The sequence below is a fragment of the Bacteroides congonensis genome, from assembly GCF_900130125.1.
In the GTDB taxonomy this organism is placed as follows: Bacteria; Bacteroidota; Bacteroidia; order Bacteroidales; family Bacteroidaceae; genus Bacteroides; species Bacteroides congonensis.
The window spans coordinates 996445-1015054 of sequence record NZ_FQXY01000010.1 but is presented as its reverse complement, the minus strand read 5'-3'; the positions used below and the strand labels follow the sequence as shown (position 1 = coordinate 1015054).

Genomic DNA, 18610 nt, shown 5'->3' with positions numbered 1-18610 from the left:
TCAATCTGTATTAATCGTTATTTCTTTTGAAAATGAATCTCCTTTTTATAGGTATTGATAGTAACCTTAAAGGTTCCGGCATTATTCATATACCATTTATTGTCGCCCTTATCAGAAGAGAGATAACATGAGCCTGTAAACTCATCATACACTCCTTTATTATCTTCTTCCGCAACAAAGAATAAACCACCGTAATCACCGAATTGGAGAGGAAACTTTATCTGTCCGGTTCCCAATTCTCCTTCATATACAAATTCATTCTTGTTAGAGCTGCTTTGTGTAAGTTCTTTCACATTCTCCCAGGCAAAATCTCCGGATACCGCTTCTCCCATTGCCCAAACCTTCTCGTAAACTACAATTTGTTCCACTGTCAAGTCCTGGCTACCGACATTGAATGTCACAGCATATTTACTTTTATACGTCTGCTTCTCTTCTGTCACCACTTCAGTCCCTTCTTTGTCTCTTGAAATCCGGAAAGTACCGTCCTGCAATTCTCCATTATAAATGAAAAGCTCAGGGTTCGAATCATCTTTTGTCATGGCTATCGGCGTCTCTCCTGCCGCAGTTCCAATCATCCAAAATTCACTGTTATCCGGTTCTTCACCATCCAAATTGGTGATTTCAATATCCAATGTATTCAGATTTACTTTCACCCGATAGCTGGCACCACGCTTGATATTGAATTTATTATCCGGCCCGTCATTCTCATCCTGACGATAAATCAGTTTATTCTCATCACTTCCGTCCCTGCCAAACGAAGGATAGAAATCACTCTGCTGAGTCACAAATTTAAGTTCACCCGTTCCAAGCTCACCTTCCCAAACAAATCCGTTAGGTTCACCGGCTATCGGAGTCATCTTCGTAGCGTTATCAAGCGACCACTGTCCGGTAGTAGCCGAACCAATCATCCAAAGATTAGGATAAACCATCTCTCCGCCCAAATCCGTAATTTCAATATCCAGAGTACTCAGATTCAGCTTTATCCGATAATTACCCGGAGTGTTTATTATAAACTTTTCGTCCGGCTCATCATCATTCTCCCTATAAACGAGTTTATTCTCATCTTCACCATCTTTATTGAAGGAAGGAACAAAAGAAGTTTTCTGTAAGACAAATTTCAGTTCCCCGGATAGAAGTACGCCTTCCCAGATAAAACCATTAGGCTCATCTTCAATGGAACCCATCGGGGTAGCGCTATCCAGGCTCCATCCACCTGCGGTTGCTCCGCCAATCATCCATAGATTCAGATAACGTTCAATATAAGGTGTCACTTTGAATGTAACGACAGGAGATATCCGGGTAAATGCTTCATGTCCCGATACAATAGCCGTCACGCGGGCTTCAAACTCCAATGTCTCATCTAAAGAACTATTCCATACTTCCGCCAGCAAATCATTCAACTCTTTATGATTAAATGCCAGGATACGGGAATCCGTTGCGCCTATGTCCTTCTTCAATCCTCCTGCGAAGTTATTACCTTTCAAATCCATTTCGAGAGTATAGCTGATTCGGGAACTTGTTCCGTAATTACTGCCGGCAGTCCAGGCAAAATGAAAAGCTTCCCTGTCACTCATCAACTGGTTCAGCTCCACTATCTTGGATGAAACAGACAGCAATAAAGACTCACTCCCTTTATCTGTTTCCATTTCATCGGATGTACACGAATTAAATACAAAACCTGCCAATAAAATAATCAGGCCGATATATATCTTTGTTCTCATAATTCTTCTTTTTCAAAATTAATATCCGGGATTCTGTTTCAAATTTCCATTCGCTTCTATCTCCTTCAACGGTATAGGCATTAACAGGTGCTTTTCCGCTGCATTGGTTTTCCCGATAGAGTGAAGGAACTTCAAGGCATAGTTGTCTTTCAGACGGACAAGGTCGAACCAGCGGTCACCTTCGAAAGCCAGTTCCATACGGCGTTCGTGGATAATCTTTTCGCGCATCTGGTCTTGTGTCAGTCCTTCGATGTCCGCACGGTTAGTCAGTCCCGCACGCTTTCTCACTTCATACAAAGGAACTTCCGCATCAGTCGTCAGAGCTTGTTCGTTCAAAGCTTCCGCTTTCATCAACAATACGTCGGCATAGCGGAGCACCACAAAGTTGGCGGGACTTGTATTGAAATCCATAGAGATAGATTTCGGGACAAGGAACTTACGCAGGTTATATCCCGTAGTGGAATAAGACGACTGGTACTGCTTTCCGTCAAAGTCGGGACATCCCAGGTAAAGGATGGTCTTGTCTTTCCGGTTATCCCCCTCTTCGTATTGGCTGACAAACTCCGCTGTCGGCTGGTTCCATCCATAACCACCTGCTACCATATCCGAATTGCGAGGACCTGTAAATGTACTCAACCAGGAAGCCTGATTCTCATTGTCCCAGAAGTCATAACTGGTCTTGCCATAATACTGTACTTCAAACAATGATTCCGGGCCGTTCTTCTTGTTCGGATTGAAGTTGTCGCTGTAATCCTCATTCAGATGATAGCCCAACTTCTGAATATCCTCACAAAGACGTACAATCTCCGCATATTCTTTTCCCTGAGTCAGATACACTTTTGCCAATAACCCCATGGCTGCACCTTTGGAAGCACGGCCTAAGTCGGAAGCGGAATAAGAAGACTTGTCGGGAAGCAGGTTGACAGCCTCTTTCAAATCATCCTCTATCAGTTTATAAATATCTTCTTTAGAGGCACGGAAAGGCTTCAGATCATCGTCCGAAGTCTGCGGTTCTGTCAGCAAAGGCACTCCACCGAAAAGACGAACGAGAATAAAGTAATAGTGGGCGCGCAGGAATTTGGCTTCACCCAAACAACGGTTCTTCAAGCCTTGGTCGATATTCATGCCCGGCACGTTCTTGATAACGAAGTTGCAACGGAGAATTCCCGGGGAAGGGCCGCGCCATACATCCAGTACGCCGGCATTATCGGTAGTAGTGATGAAGTTAGCCAAGTCGGTAGTCTCAATACCATCCGTACCGCCACCCGCACCAACGATGCTATTGCCGGCTATGATGTCCAGCGTCCACATACGCATGTTATATAGTTTTGGCCATTGAAGCGGCTGATAAGCACCGTTCACGGCTGCTATCGCGTCTTCTGCTGCCTGGAAACTCTTGGAAGTATCGATGGAATCCCATGGTTCCTTATCCAGAAAGCCGTCACAGCTATTCAATGTCAAGCCCAACAAGAAACAAGGGAGTATATATCTGAACTTTTTCATATTTGTCAATCAATTAAAGGTTCTATATAAAAGTGGTTAGAAAGAAACAGATGCACCGAATGTAATATTACGGGCGATAGGATATACGTTATTGTCATTTCCCGAACCGGAAATCTCCGGGTCGAGTCCTGTGTAACGGGTCAAGGTCAGCAAGTTCTGTCCTGAAACGAAGAAGCGTACAGAGGACATCGCCGCTTTCTTGCTCCATGCGGTAGGCAGGGTATATCCGAGAGTTACGTTCTTCAAGCGCAGGTATTTGCCGTCTTCTATAAAGCGGTTGGAAACACGTCCGTTCTTGTTCGGGTCACCGAATACGGCACGCGGCATACTGTTGCTTGTCCCTTCGCCACGCCAGCGGTCGAGAACGGTTGTCATTTGGTTCTGTGCCACGGACATGGCTTCCAAAGAAGCGCGGTTGGCATTATAGATTTTATTTCCCGCTGCCCCCTGCAGGAAGATTTCGAGGTCGAAGCCTTTCCAGGCAAATGAGTTGTTCATTGAGAAAATCCACGTCGGGGTGGGATTGCCGAGATACGTACGGTCTTTGTCGTTGATGACTCCGTCGTTATTCAAGTCCTTGAATTTAATATCTCCGGCAGAAGTGCGGTTGTAAGGGTCGTTTCCTTGTGTCTGAATGGCGTAACGGTCTACTTCTTCCTGTGTCTGGAAGATACCGTTCGTCACGTAACCGTAGAAAGAGCTGACCGGACGACCGACTGCATGGATATTATTATCGAAATACATCGGGACATCCCCGTTCAGGCGAATAATCTCGTTCTTGTTATAAGAAGCGTTGAGAGACGTATTCCATGAGAACTCTCCTTCCAGATTGCGGGAGCTGACGGATACTTCAAAACCTTTGTTGCGCATCTTGCCCGCATTAATCTTGGGGACATTGATGTCCGAATATCCGGTGGAGATAGGCACTACCATGTTGACAAGCATATCGTTCGTGTTCTTGATGTATGCATCGAGACTCAAATTGATGCGGCTGTCGATTAATGACAAGTCCGCGCCGATGTTGTATTGTTCCACTTCTTCCCAACGGACATTCGGGTTCGGCATTACCGAGGGCGCGATGGCATTCACCTGCGTACCATTGAAATTATATTGGATAGTCTGAATAGTAGACGCATACGCATAATTGCCCACACTTGCCTGATTACCAGTCAAGCCGTATCCTGCACGGATTTTCACATCGCTCAGCCAGAAACTCTTTTTAAAGAAAGGTTCTTCGGAAAGTCTCCAGGCAAGAGATACGGAAGGGAAATTTGACCAACGATTCTGCTTGCTAAAACGGGAAGAACCGTCGCGACGAATCGTAGCTGTCAACAGGTATTTATTGTCGTACGTATAGTTGAGACGTCCCAAGTAAGAGAGCAACGCCCAATCGCTGCCGTTACCGTTGACAGTCGGTTCAAGCGTACCATTATCCAATTGCTGGGCGGTGGGACTGATAAATCCCATAATAGAGCCGCTTAAATATTCGTATGTATTACTCTGGGCGGAAGAACCGACCATCACGGTCAATTGATGCTTTTCCGCAAAAGTCTTGTTGAAGGTCAGGGTGTTATCCCATAGTAAGGTAAGACTCTTGTTATATTTGCGGGAAGCATAGGATTCCGGTTGTGAAATCGGTTGCCAGTCATACTTGGGCGACCAGCCTTTATCATCCCAGAAGAGTGCCTGCACACCGACGATGGTTTTGAAAGTCAGCCATTCCCATGGTTTCACTTCGGCGTAGATATTACCCAGTACATTGAAACCTTTGGTAGCGGTGGAGTTAGTCATCATCTTTCCGATAGGGTTGGCAATATCTCCTACGTACATCGGGAGTCCCACCGGCCCGGCCCATGAACCGTCGTCATTCTTGATGGCTTGCGTAGGCAGTGCCAGCATAGTATTCTTGATGCTGTATTCTCCCTTTTGCTTGATGTCATGGTTCAGGGACAGTTTGTTTCCCATCTTCAACCAGTTGTTCATCTGGGTATCCATATTGAATTGTACGGTGTAACGCTCATATTGAGTAGTACGCACGATACCTTCTTGGTTAAAATAAGCGGCAGATACATAATAAGTCGTTTTATCATTTCCACCTGAATAGTTCAGTGAATAGTTTTGGGTGGCAGCCGTCTGAAAAAGTTCGTCTGTCCAGTTCGTTCCCCTGCCTAGTGAGGTGGGGTCTTCAAACAGCGGGTTTTGCGGCTGACCGTTGGCAGTCATCATTTCATTGTGAAGGGAAGCGAATTGGGTGGCATCCAGTAAATCCAGTGTGCGGATGGCTTTCTCAATACCGTAAGAGGCTTTGAAGTTAAAACGGGAAGCGTCCGATTTTCCTTTCTTTGTGGTGATGATAATCACTCCGTAAGCTCCGCGTGAGCCGTAAATAGCGGTGGCGGAAGCATCTTTCAATACGTCTACCGTCTCCACGTCGTCCATATTAATCATGTTCAGGGGAACATCGGTCGGCACTCCGTCAATGACGAGCAACGGGTCGCTGTTGTTGATAGAGCCGATGCCGCGAATCTTCATCGACACGTTATCGCCCGGCGCACCACTCGAAATCACCTGAAGTCCGGTGGCGCGTCCCTGCAAGGCTGCTCCGAGACTGGGGGACGGTTGTTTCATCAGATCTTTGGAAGAAACGGAAGAGATGGCACCCGTCAGGTCGCTTTTCTTCATCGTACCGTAGCCGATTACTACGACTTCATCGAGAACTTCGGTATCTTCCTTCAATGTAATTGTAAGAGACGTTTTTCCGTTTACCGGAACGGTCTGGGTGGCATATCCGATAAAAGAAACGGTCAGCGTACTTTTAGGGGACACTTTCAGAGAAAAATTCCCGTCCATATCGGTAATCGTACCGTTCGTCGTACTTCCTTCCACTACACTGGCACCGATAACCGGCTCGCCCGTAGCATCTACGACATGTCCTTTTATTGAAATCTGTTGTGCGAATGCACCAAGAGATAGGAACAAGCCCCACATTATTAATAAGAGGCGGCGTTCAAAGCCTTTCGACTTCATGCTCTGTTTCATGTACATTAATTTAAAGTTAATATTAGGGTTACTTTTGTTTTTATTCGCTGCGTCATTTCCTGAATGACCGTGAAACAAAAGTATCCACATTTAATACTGCTTCTTTGAGCAGATAGCAAAAATATAGTGGTTCATACAGTTTCTCACAGTATAAACCACTAAGAATAAGAACATTACAAAACAGTAGTCAGACTAAAAAAGTAGTGGTTTTCTTACTCTTCCACCTTCCCTATTTTCATTACTTTAGCTTCAAATTCATCTCTTTCTCCCAAAGCCTTGTTGCGGACACGTGTCCGGTAATTATAAATGGTAGTCACGGAGTAACGGAGGAATTGCGCTATTTTAGTGCTGTCCGTGATTCCCAATCGGATAAGGGCAAAGATGCGGAGTTCGGTGTTCAGCAGTTCTCCCGGTTTGGGTTGCATCGGTTCGGTAAGCAGGGCATTGAACTCGTCTACGAAGTTGGGAAAGAGTTGCAGGAAGGTCATGTCAAAGTTGGCATAGAACTCTTTCAGTTCTTCGTCGAGGAATTGGGAGGATTTTATGGCTTTATAAAGCTCTTCCACTCTGCCGGCGGCGGCAATCTTATTCAGGGAGCGGCGGTATAAGTCCATCTTATCCAGGTAAGCGGAACACTGATCCATATAACGGCCGATGTATTCTTCCTTGATATAGTTGGTTTCCGAAAGTGTGTGGTTCATCTCTTTCAGTTGCGAGTTGGAGTCATGCAGTTCTTCGTTCAGTTCTTGCAGGAGCGTGTTGGTATGAACGACTTCGCGACGGGCGGCGGCTACTTTCTTCATCTGCTTGTACACAAAGAAGATGGCTACCAGCAGAAATACGGAAAGCAGGCTGATACAAATCAGAGAAGTCTTCATTTCCCGTTGCTGACGTTCCGTCTTTAACTGGTAGGCTTTGTCGATAATGGGAAAGACTTGCGAGATTTCCAGGGTACGAAGGCGGGCATTACAAAGGGTTGCATCTTCCAGTGAACATTTCAGATAGTTATAGGCACGGTCTATATCCCCGTCTTCGTAGACGAGCGAAGCGAGCTTCCGCAAAGAAACATACTCTTTTACTGCCGATTTCAGGTCGGCAATGGCTGAAAGAGCCAGGTAATGTTTTTGTCCTTTCTTATCGCCTTTCAAACGGTAGGCTTCCGAAAGCGTGTAAGCAAGCATGGCCTTTGCATGATTGTCCAAAGAAGGTTTCCCGTAGAAATCCATCAGCATATTTATCGCCTGGTCATATTGCGCATGAACCGTGCACTTATCCGCCAGTACCAATACATGCCCCAAAGAATCGGATACATTGGTTTGCAGAAGAGAGTCGCGGTACAAGTCCGTCATGCGGTAATACTCTTTCTTGGCTTTTGCCGTGACGGCATAATCGCCCATCAACCCATAAATAGTGCGGTATAAATGATAATAATAGGAATACAGATAATCGGGCAAGGTTTTCTTGTCAATCTCACACAATAGTTCAAGCGCTTCTTTATACATTCCGGTGGTTCCCATCACTTCCGCCATATTCATGGCAGAATCATCCAGGTAATCCGATTTATTCAGACGGTGTGCCAAGTCCTGTTTCCTTTGGGCGTAGACAAAAGACGAGTCCAGGTTATAAGCCCGGTATTCATCGAAAAGACGTCCACAGAATCCATATCGCTGTTCGTCGGAAGCAGCTTCAGACAGTAACTTTTTCAAGTCGGCAATACGTGTTTCCTTTTCTGCCCCATAAGTCTGGCGGTTCTTAATGATACCATCAATCTCGCGGAGTAACGCATCGGTACTCTTATCATCTTTCGCACAAAGCAAGCCGGGAAGGATTATTGCCACAAGGATAAAAATAACTTTTTTCATAGTGCCGTATGTATTATATATTGCAAAGATAAAAGTCTTTCAGAAACTTTCTGCTTTCAAACAAAAGATTGTAGTTATATAAATCATAATTTACCCTTGCGGATAGTTTTCGGAAATAATAAGCTGATAAATATTTGGCACGACACTGTGAATCGGCTATCTTTACACACACTATTACAAAATGTTATGCATATGCAAGATATTATCAACGGACGTTGCGGTTGGTGCGGAACTGACGAACTGTATGTGAAATACCACGACCAGGAGTGGGGAAAATTGGTGACTGACGATAAGACGCTGTTCGAGTTTCTTGTGTTGGAGAGCGCCCAAGCCGGATTGAGTTGGATAACTATCCTTAAGAAGCGTGAGGGATATCGCAAAGCCTTTTGTGATTTCGATGCCACGCTGGTAGCGCAAATGACCGATGAAGACGTGGAACGGTTGATGCAGTTTGACGGCATTGTGAGAAACCGCCTGAAAATCAAATCGACCATCACCAATGCCAGGCAATTCCTCGCCCTGCAAAAGGAGTTCGGTAGTTTTTATAACTACACACTGACATTCTTTCCCGACGGAAAACCGATTGTCAATACTTTCCGTTCATTGAGCGAGATTCCCGTGTCGTCCCCCGAATCCGATGCCATGAGTAAGGATATGAAAAAACGAGGGTTCAAATTCTTCGGAACAACGATTTGTTACGCCCACTTGCAGGCTTCGGGGTTTATCAACGACCATCTGGTGGGATGCGCTTGCCGGGCAAAATAAAAAGCTGGCCTGTTTTCCTGATAAGATGCGGGATAGATTACAATAACGGGATAGGTTGCAATAACAAGGTAGACTGCAATAAACAGATGCAGAAGAGTAATAGAAAAGAAAAAACAGGAGCAGAAACCACATTATTATAAACATAATTATTATATTTGCAATAATTATATTTATAATAATCAGTATGGCAGTCATTAATAATCCTTTTATCGTAGGCGGATACATATCTCCCCATTACTTTTGTGACCGTGAAGTGGAAACAGAACAGTTGATACGCAACATAACCAATGGAAGGAATGTTGTTATCATCTCTGTGCGCCGCATGGGAAAGACAGGCTTGATTCGTCACTGCTTTTATCAGGATGAGATAAAAGAGCATTATTATACTTTCTTTATTGACATTTACGCGACGGCCAGTCTCAGGGAATTTGTATTCGCATTGGGAAAAGAGATTTTCGAGAAACTCAAACCCAAAGGAATGAAGTTCATTGAACGTTTCTTCTCGGTCATTTCTTCACTGCGTGCAGGTTTTAAATTGGATTCCGTTACAGGAGAGCCAACCTTCGACATTGGATTAGGAGATATCCATGCAGCGGAAACAACGTTGGATGAAATCTTCGCTTACCTGGAACAAGCAGATAAACCCTGTATCGTAGCCATTGATGAGTTTCAGCAAATAGGCAATTATGCGGAAAAGAATGTAGAAGCCATATTGAGAACTAAAGTCCAACATTGCCAAAATGCCCGTTTCATCTTTGCCGGAAGTCAGAAGCATATTATGATGAATATGTTCAACAGTCCGGCTCGGCCTTTCTACCAAAGCGTCAATATGATGCAACTAAAAAGTATCCCACTTACAGAATACAAAGCATTTGTTGGAAGGCTTTTCCTTGAAAACGAAAAGCACATTGAAGAAGAACTGATAGACGAAGTATATAATTTCTTTGAAGGACATACCTGGTATATACAACTCATGTTTAATGAATTATATATACTGACCGGGAAAGGGGAATTATGTAGCCGTTCCCTACAAACCATCGCTCTGACCAATATCCTTCAGATGCAGGACTTCACTTACCAGGAGATTTTCTCCCGCCTTCCGGAGAAGCAGAAAGAGGTACTCATCGCTATAGGAAAAGAACAAAAAGCGATAGGAGTAACTTCAGGAAAGTTTATAAAAAAGTATAAGCTAAGTACTCCCAGTTCCGTACAATCTGCGCTCAAGGGGCTACTGGAAAAGAATTTAGTTTCTCAGGAACAGAATCAATATGAAATATCCGACAAACTATTGGGAGTGTGGTTACAAAAAAACTATTAGGTGCACTGTCCACTATTAGGCTATGAAACAAACTGTTTCATCCTATCGAAACAACTTGAAACTACACAGTTAATATCCTGCTTCCAGGGTGTTAATACTCTATGTCCAAACTGTTAATACCCTACGCCTAGGCTATTAATAGCTGAAAAGACAACTATTAATAGCTGAAAACTCGTGTATTTGCAGCCTATAAATAGAGTATTCGCAGCTAAGATACTGAATGACAATAACTGATACATCACTCATTATATACCTGTGTATTAATACATTGGATAGATACTGCTTTCTTTTTTGATGGTCAGTATCGGGTGGCAGATACTTTTTGTTTTTCAACTTTATAGTCGAACTGCGATTACATTTAAAAATAAGATTGCACCCCATCCACATTTAAAACAGGATTTTATCGCATCTAAATAAGATACTACCCGATTTCAAGAAAATTGAGTAATGTCTTATTTTTTATAATGAGAAAAACCGTTACCTTTGTATATAGCATACAGCTATCATTACAACCATCTAATTTTTTCTCTTATGAAAATATTGAAAGCTTTCCATATCGTTATTGCCATTACCGGGTTACTGACCGGACTGTTCTTCTCATCTTCCATATCTGCCCAGGATATTTCGGGCACCTGGCACGGAAAACTAACTGTCCCCACCGGTTCGCTGACTATCGTATTCCACATCAATCAAACAGAACAAGGAGCTTATGTGACAACACTCGACAGCCCCGATCAGGGAGCCAACGGTATAAAGACGCAATCCACTTCTTTCAAGGACTCCATAGTGACGATTCAGATACCTTCTATCCATGCTTCCTACAAAGGAAAATTGAGCAGTCATCATACGATAAGCGGAACTTTCACGCAAGGAATGCCCATGCCGCTGAATTTGGAAAAGGGAGAAGCCGCTCCCCTCAAACGTCCGCAAGAGCCTCAACCGCCTTTCCCTTATAGAAGCGAAGAAGTCACGGTAAGGAATGAACAGGCCGGCATCAATCTTGCAGGCACGCTGACCCTTCCCGAAAAGGGAACTAAATTCCCGGCAGTGGTTATGGTGACAGGAAGCGGTGCGCAGAACCGGAATGAGGAGATTATGGGACATAAACCTTTCCTTGTCATCGCCGACTATCTGACCCGGAACGGAATCGCAGTACTAAGATGTGACGACAGAGGAACAGCCGCATCGCAAGGTGACCACACAACAGCAACCAACGAAGATTTCGCAACAGATACGGAAGCTGCCATCAACTATCTACGTGGCAGAAAAGAAATAAACACAAAGAAAATCGGCATTATCGGACATAGCGCAGGCGGAATTATAGCATTCATTGTAGCCGCCAAAGACCCGTCGGTTGCATTTATTGTTTCATTGGCAGGAGCCGGTGTAAGAGGTGACAGCCTGATGTTGAAGCAAGTAGAATCAATTTCCAAATCCCAGGGAATGCCGGATGCGGTTTGGCAGGGAATGAAACCGTCTGTACGAAACAGATATGCCATGCTGCAACAAGCGGATAAAACAACGGGCGAACTGCAAAAAGAATTATATGCAGATGTTACTAAAACGATGTCGCCCGAACAACTGAAAGATTTGAATACCGTACAGCAGATTTCCGCCCAAATCAGTTCAATGACTTCGCCATGGTATCTCCATTTTATGAGATATGACCCCGCCAAAGACATGAAGAAAATAAAATGTCCCGTTTTTGCGTTAAACGGAGAAAGGGATATTCAAGTGGATGCCGCTATGAATCTGACAGCCATCCAACAAAGAATCAGTGAAAATGGAAATAAGAAGGTAACTGTAAAAGCCTATCCGAACTTAAACCATCTGTTTCAGACCTGCGAAAAAGGTACATTGGCCGAATATGGACAACTGGAAGAGACTATCAGTCCGGAAGTATTGAAAGATATCACCGATTGGATAAAAAAACAATAAGTCCATCAAATGTATTATCTTGCATTTAGACTGATACTGTACAAATTGATTTAAATCAAAATTTATCCGTGCGAACTCACTCTGACTGATTTTGTTTTACCTTTGCAGCCGAAAAAAAGCAGCGGCAGGTAATTAAGGTAAAAAGTAACAGTATCAGGTATAGTTTCGTATGAAGAAAAGTCTTATAGCATTGGCGTTCGGTACCTTGGGATTAGGTATTGCCGAATTTGTAATGATGGGAATATTGCCCGACGTGGCAAAAGATTTAGGTATCAGCATCCCCATGGCGGGACATTTCATTTCAGCTTACGCCTTAGGCGTTTGTGTGGGTGCACCTGTGCTGACACTGGCTCGCAAATATCCGTTGAAACATATTCTCTTAGTATTAGTCACCTTGATTATGATAGGTAATATCTGCGCGGCTATGGCTCCCAATTATTGGGTGTTGCTTGCTGCCCGTTTCATCTCCGGTCTGCCTCACGGAGCATACTTTGGCGTGGGTTCCATTGTTGCCGAAAGACTGGCTGACAAGGGAAAAGGTTCGGAAGCAGTTTCGATTATGATTGCCGGAATGACTATTGCCAACCTTTTCGGCGTACCGCTGGGAACTTCTCTAAGTACTATGCTTTCTTGGCGTGCCACCTTCCTGTTGGTAGGTATTTGGGGAGTTGTTATCTTGTATTATATCTGGCGTTGGGTTCCTCACGTGGAAGGATTGAAAGATACAGGTTTCAAGGGACAATTCCGCTTTCTTAAAACTCCGGCTCCGTGGCTGATTCTCGGCGCTACGGCATTGGGAAATGGTGGTGTATTCTGCTGGTATAGCTATATCAACCCCATGTTGACTCACGTTTCCGGTTTCTCTGCCGAAAGTATTACTCCTTTAATGATTCTTGCCGGCTTTGGAATGGTAATGGGAAATCTGATTAGCGGACGTCTCTCCGACCGTTATACTCCCGGAAAGGTGGGAACTGCTGCGCAGGCACTTATCTGCATTATGCTATTGCTTATTTTCTTCCTTTCACCTTACAAATGGGCGGCAGCTTTGCTAATGTGTCTTTGTACGGCAGGACTGTTTGCCGTATCCAGTCCAGAACAGGTGTTAATTATCCGTGTGGCAAAAGGCGGAGAGATGTTGGGAGCCGCTTGCGTACAGGTCGCTTTCAATTTGGGAAATGCTATCGGTGCTTATGCAGGGGGACTTGCCATCAGCAGCGGATACCGCTATCCCGCCCTCACCGGTGTTCCGTTCGCATTGATTGGATTTACTCTGTTCCTGATTTTCTATAAGAAATATCAGTCCAAATACGAAAGTTCCTGAAACGGTTATACCCGAAAAAAAGAAAATCAAGCTATCGGATGAAAAAAGAAAGGGTCGGACGGTTATTGATTCAATAATTTACTATCTTTGTACGGTCGTAGCGCGACATGTATTTACATTTTAGATAAAAAAGCGTTTACTGGTTTCTGTGTCAGAGAAAAGTCGAAATTAATCTATATACACATGAAAACAGACGAATGCTCCCTGCTAAGCGGGGGGTATTTCCTGTTTGTGTATAAGGGCTTCGACTCCCTCTCTGACGGATAGGTAAATACCCTTCCGCTTTTTTTATGCCCATACGTTTGCAAAAGATATGAAATATAATCTTGCAATAACTATACAGGCAAGTAGAATCAGACAGGAGTGTCCCGCGTCTGACGGCTATTAAGTTGAAAACGCAACATTCTGGTGTTGCTACTTGCCTTTTACGATATTCTTTTTTAAGGCTAGCTACACCCCGAAGGGGAGCAAATGGATTTTATCCGGCTGCTCCCCTTATTTTTATGAATCCCACAGGCAGGATGGGACTATCAGCAACGGTTTGTTCAATATTCAATAATTAGTTTTATTGCGACTTTTCTTTTGCCATGTATTGATAATGTGTATATCTGCACAAAACTCATATCAAAAATGTGTAAACCATCACATTTCTGATATCAAAAATGTGATGATTTATATATGAGGACGCTATTCTATGGCTGGAGCAGGCAGGACTCATTTATAAGGTTGTGTTAAGCAAGTCGCCAAAGTTCCACTTAAAGGCTTATGATGATTTGGGCGGAAAAAGAATAGCTTGTTCATTCCAGTTCGCATCGGTTATGAATCAAATCCGTACGGTTTTGAATCTTTTCTATTCTGTTTAACTCATTTCAGTACGTTGTGTTTTAATGTGGGTTCCCTGGCTATGTTGTTTAGGGAAACATAAGTTATGAAGTAAGGAAGTGTTAGTTATCTTGCCTTTATCCTTGCGTTAGGCTGCCGGTATTCTTTCATTAGATTACCGGTAGTGTTATCTCACCACGGCCGTGGTAACTATTCGTCACGGCCATGGTAGGTTCTCTTCACAGCCGTGGTAGGAATTTGTCACGGCCGTGATGAATTAGTGATATCGGTAATCTAACGAAAGGATACCGAAGAGATAACGTTAATATCCCGTTAGTATATCCTATGTTTTATAGAGGGATGGGATGATAATACCCTGAGAGCAAAAGTTACTCTCAGGGTGCTATCATGACCTGCTCTCATAGCTGAAGCTACGATGAATAAAGGCTTTGAAGAAATTTATGAGGGTATGAGGGTAAATCGTGAAAACTTTTGTTTGGAGTGCGTGTTTAGTTCTGAAATTGAATTAGTTTATTTTCGCATCAGTTTTGTTCATTACAGTTGCATTTTCTTCTCTTTTCACTTGAAAATCAACAAATTATTTTTATCTTTGTGAGAAGTGCAAGCCTTTCGTTTCTAATAACTTAAAAAAACGACGAGTATGAAACAGCAGTATCTGTTCGACCGCTTCTCGCAGCAAGCGTTGCAAACCCTGCATCGCTACCGTGCTGTCATGTTCAGCCCCACCTTCCGTGATATGTAAATTGCAATTTGAGATTTTTTTCTTCATTTTCCACAATCTACATAGAACAAATTCTTATGGACAAACAATTTCAACCGACCCTTTCTGAAGTACGGGATTGGGTACTCAAACTATATCAGACTTGTGAAGATACCATTACCAAAGCCGAACGCCGGGAACAGCATAAATACGCCGTTATGGTACAACGCCCGCAGGACAAGAAGTTCCTGGTCAAGATGCTTGATGAATCATCGCAAATCCGCGACCGGAAAATACTTGCCAAACGTATCAAGACCCTTCTCGATCAATACGGCGTACCCGAATTTCTGAATAAACGGGATGCTTTCTTATTCAAGATGTACCAGGCATTCGGCTATCATTTCGATTTTATCGCTATCCCGATTATCAAAAAGCGTTTGCGCATGGATACCTCGCAAGTCATCATCAATGAGGAACGTCCGCAACTCACAAAGCATCTGGCTACCCGTGCACAAGAGAAAATCGGGCAGAACGTAAATCTGCTGGGTGAAGTAGTACTTGGTAACGGGGAAGCCGACCATCGTTACCACCATTATTTAGAAGCGCTGGAATCACCCGATATTAATTATATCTCTGTGAAAATATCGGGAATATACGCTCAGACGCATGCCCTGAATTATGAGGAAAGTTTTCCCGAACTCGTCTCGCGAATGTCCGCACTCTATCAGAAGGCTATTGATTTCCCGTATATAGACGAAACCGGTGCAAAACAATCCAAGTTCATCAATCTGGACATGGAAGAATACAAAGACGCGCACTTCACATTGCGTCTTTTCAAGACTATGCTCAGTCTGCCGCAGTTTAAGAATTACTCTGCGGGAATCGTTGTTCAGGCTTATCTGCCGGATGCCCATGATTTCCAGACGGAATTGCTGGAATTTGCCAAAGCCCGCATAGCGGAAGGCGGTGCTCCTATCAAGATGCGCCTTGTAAAAGGTTGTAACCTGGAGATGGAAACGGTTATTTCTTCCCTGAGAGGTTGGCCGAATCCGATTCTTCCTTCCAAGACGGAAGTGGACGCCAACTATCTGCACCTGTTGGAACGGGCATTAATGCCCGAAAATGCCAAGGCATTGCATCTTGGCGTAGCTTCTCATAATCTGTTCTCTATCGCTTACGCTTATTTGTTAGCTCAGAAGTACGGCACAGCCGAATATATGACTTTTGAAATGCTGGAAGGAATGGCCAATCATCTATGGCGTGCCCAGTCTATGCTTGGCAATCGGGTGATTCTCTATACTCCGGTGGTAAAGAACGAGCATTTCCTGAATGCAGTTTCTTATCTTGTCCGCCGGATGGATGAAAACACGGCACCTGACAACTTCCTGACTCACTCTTTCAATCTGAAACCGGATACGGAAGAATGGGACTTCCTTGCGAAACAGTTTGAAGATGCGTATGCGATGAAAGATACTGTTACCCATGTATCGCCGCGTATTCAGAATCGTAATCTTCCCTATACTCCCGTTGCGCCGTCAGATACGATGAAGAATGAGCCGGATACGGATTTCGACTTGCCACAGAATCAGGAATGGGTACGTCGTATCTTCGCCAAATGGAAGAAAAACGGAACGGAAGAGCCGGAAATCATCCCGTTACAGATAGGTGCGGAAACGGTAGTATGCGAAAGCCGTTATAAATACCTCGACCGTTGTCAGAATGATGAAATCTGTATCTGTGAAATGTCACAAGCGGACAGCAGGCAAGTGGAAAAGATTATCGGGATTGCCGAAACAGACCCTGCCGGATGGAGAAAGACTACACTGGAAGAACGGCATCGGATTATGTACGAAGCATCCAACCGGTTGGCCGACATGAGGGGCGACCTGATAGGTTGCATGTGCGCCGTGACGGGTAAAACGGTGATTGAGGGTGATGTGGAAGTTTCGGAAGCGGTAGATTATGCCCGTTTCTATACGACGGCGATGAAGAAGTTTGCCGTATTGGATGACATAGAGATGAAGCCGAAGGGAACGATATTGGTTATTTCTCCCTGGAATTTCCCTTGCGCTATCCCCGTAGGTGGTATAGTGGCGGGATTGGCAGGCGGAAACACGGTTATCCTGAAACCTGCTACTGTGGCAGCTCCGGTTGCCTGGATGTTTGCCAAGGCATTTTGGGACGCAGGTGTACCCAAAGAAGCATTACAGGTCATCATTACCAACCGGGAAGCACTGAAAGTACTGACTACCGCTCCCGCCATCAAGCATATTATCCTGACAGGCGGCACGGATACCGCCCAAAATATCGCAAAGACTGCTCCGGCAACTCCACTATCCGCAGAAACCGGTGGCAAAAACGCCATTATCCTCACAGCATCGGGCGACCGCGACCATGCTATCATGAATATCGTCGCTTCCGCCTTCGGCAATGCCGGACAGAAATGTTCCGCCTGCTCACTGTTGTTGGTAGAACGCTCGGTCTACGAGGATGAGAACTTCCAAAGCAAACTGAAAGATGCGGCAACAAGTCTGAAAACAGGCAGTGTCTGGAATGCCGGAAATGTGGTAGGCCCGATGATTACCAACAAGAATGACAAACTGCTGAAAGCCTTCAATCTCAGACCGGGAGAGTCGTGGCTGGTTCCACCGCGCTTTATCGACGAGAAAGAATATATATTGGCCCCCACCGTAAAATGGGGAGTAAAATCGGGGAGCTTCTCTTTCTGCACTGAGTTATTCGGCCCGCTACTAAGTGTCGGCTGCATTGATAGTCTCGAAGAAGGTATTGACTTGGTCAATGACCTGTACTACGGATTAACTTCAGGATTACAGAGCCTCGACGAAGCTGAACAAAAACTGTGGAAGGACACCCTATCGGCAGGAAACCTGTATATCAACCGGGGAATTACGGGAGCAATCGTCAACCGTCAGCCATTCGGCGGAATGAATATGTCCGCTTTTGGTGGCGGCCTCAAAGCGGGCGGCCCCAATTATTGCACTTGCTTTGTAGAAATCACAGACAAGCCGGACAGCAAGACTGATTATAAACAAAGCTATGAGAAAGCCTGGCAGGAAGAATTCTCAAAAGCCAAAGACATCAACAAGCTATACGGGGAACAGAATCTTTTCCGTTATCTGCCTCTGTATGAAATGATTCTGCGTCTATTCCCGGAGGATACGGACGAAGAAGCATTGATGATTGCCTATGCGGCAAAGATCTGCGGAACACCGCTCGCCATCAGCTTCGACCCGACTGACAACCGTAGTGCCGCACTTGCCGGAGCCGGTTGCGAACTAAGGGAAGAGTCAATGGAGAAATTTCTGGAAGTAATGATAGATTATGCAAGAATACGGACTTGTTCGCCCAATATTCCCCAAAAAATGTATGAAGTAGCTGCGGAATATGATATGTACATTGCGACAGCACCGCCCGTCAAGCAAGGACGCATCGAGTTGCTGCACTATATCAAGGAGCAAAGCATCTCTTTCGAGTATCACCGATACGGTAGTATTTCCGAAGTGCCACCTTGCGAGTAATAATGAAATGAATACTTTCTCCCCTTATTCTTCCGGCTTAACTTTCCAATTGGAAGTAGTC

9 protein-coding genes are annotated in these 18610 nt (G+C 44.5%); 5 read left to right on the top strand and 4 right to left on the bottom strand.

Features of this window, described 5'->3' with window-relative positions; genetic code table 11:
• Positions 1-17 precede the first annotated feature (17 nt).
• The 4 genes from BQ7997_RS15205 to BQ7997_RS15190 form a co-directional block, all read right to left on the bottom strand.
• Entirely contained in the window at positions 18-1721 is a 1704-nt protein-coding gene (locus tag BQ7997_RS15205) for a SusE domain-containing protein (RefSeq protein WP_073347097.1), read from the bottom strand.
• A gap of 18 nt (positions 1722-1739) precedes the next feature.
• Complete coding sequence (locus BQ7997_RS15200; RefSeq protein WP_073347096.1) at positions 1740-3224, bottom strand: RagB/SusD family nutrient uptake outer membrane protein; 1485 nt, start codon at positions 3222-3224, stop codon at positions 1740-1742.
• A gap of 36 nt (positions 3225-3260) precedes the next feature.
• Positions 3261-6263 carry a SusC/RagA family TonB-linked outer membrane protein gene (locus BQ7997_RS15195; protein ID WP_210436306.1) on the bottom strand — a complete coding sequence of 1001 codons (3003 nt, stop codon included), beginning with the start codon at positions 6261-6263 and terminating at the stop codon, positions 3261-3263.
• A gap of 212 nt (positions 6264-6475) precedes the next feature.
• Positions 6476-8125, bottom strand: a complete 1650-nt coding sequence (locus tag BQ7997_RS15190) for a DUF6377 domain-containing protein (protein ID WP_073347094.1) — start codon at positions 8123-8125, stop codon at positions 6476-6478.
• Positions 8126-8317: 192 nt separating this feature from the next.
• Here BQ7997_RS15190 and BQ7997_RS15185 point away from each other — a divergent pair, with 192 nt between their 5' ends.
• From BQ7997_RS15185 to BQ7997_RS15165, 5 genes are all read left to right on the top strand, one after another.
• Complete coding sequence (locus BQ7997_RS15185) at positions 8318-8890, top strand: DNA-3-methyladenine glycosylase I (protein ID WP_073347457.1); 573 nt, start codon at positions 8318-8320, stop codon at positions 8888-8890.
• A 184-nt stretch (positions 8891-9074) separates the two neighbouring features.
• Positions 9075-10208, top strand: a complete 1134-nt coding sequence (locus tag BQ7997_RS15180; protein ID WP_073347093.1) for an AAA family ATPase — start codon at positions 9075-9077, stop codon at positions 10206-10208.
• A gap of 531 nt (positions 10209-10739) precedes the next feature.
• The gene (locus tag BQ7997_RS15175) at positions 10740-12146 is read left to right on the top strand and encodes an alpha/beta hydrolase family protein (protein WP_073347456.1); all 1407 of its coding nucleotides are present in this window, start codon (positions 10740-10742) and stop codon (positions 12144-12146) included.
• A 169-nt stretch (positions 12147-12315) separates the two neighbouring features.
• On the top strand, positions 12316-13467 hold the full coding sequence (gene araJ, locus BQ7997_RS15170) for an MFS transporter AraJ (RefSeq protein ID WP_073347092.1): 1152 nt from the start codon (positions 12316-12318) through the stop codon (positions 13465-13467).
• A gap of 1641 nt (positions 13468-15108) precedes the next feature.
• The gene (locus BQ7997_RS15165) at positions 15109-18549 is read left to right on the top strand and encodes a bifunctional proline dehydrogenase/L-glutamate gamma-semialdehyde dehydrogenase (RefSeq protein WP_073347091.1); all 3441 of its coding nucleotides are present in this window, start codon (positions 15109-15111) and stop codon (positions 18547-18549) included.
• Positions 18550-18610 lie beyond the last annotated feature (61 nt).

Excerpts from the sequence above, each read along its gene's own strand:
- BQ7997_RS15205 (WP_073347097.1), bottom strand. The coding sequence starts at position 1,721 with ATGAGAACAAAGATATATATCGGCCTGATTATTTTATTGGCAGGTTTT.
- BQ7997_RS15180 (WP_073347093.1), top strand. The coding sequence starts at position 9,075 with ATGGCAGTCATTAATAATCCTTTTATCGTAGGCGGATACATATCTCCC.
- BQ7997_RS15175 (WP_073347456.1), top strand. The coding sequence starts at position 10,740 with ATGAAAATATTGAAAGCTTTCCATATCGTTATTGCCATTACCGGGTTA.
- BQ7997_RS15190 (WP_073347094.1), bottom strand. The coding sequence starts at position 8,125 with ATGAAAAAAGTTATTTTTATCCTTGTGGCAATAATCCTTCCCGGCTTG.
- BQ7997_RS15200 (WP_073347096.1), bottom strand. The coding sequence starts at position 3,224 with ATGAAAAAGTTCAGATATATACTCCCTTGTTTCTTGTTGGGCTTGACA.
- BQ7997_RS15195 (WP_210436306.1), bottom strand. The coding sequence starts at position 6,263 with ATGAAACAGAGCATGAAGTCGAAAGGCTTTGAACGCCGCCTCTTATTA.
- araJ (WP_073347092.1), top strand. The coding sequence starts at position 12,316 with ATGAAGAAAAGTCTTATAGCATTGGCGTTCGGTACCTTGGGATTAGGT.
- BQ7997_RS15185 (WP_073347457.1), top strand. The coding sequence starts at position 8,318 with ATGCAAGATATTATCAACGGACGTTGCGGTTGGTGCGGAACTGACGAA.
- BQ7997_RS15165 (WP_073347091.1), top strand. The coding sequence starts at position 15,109 with ATGGACAAACAATTTCAACCGACCCTTTCTGAAGTACGGGATTGGGTA.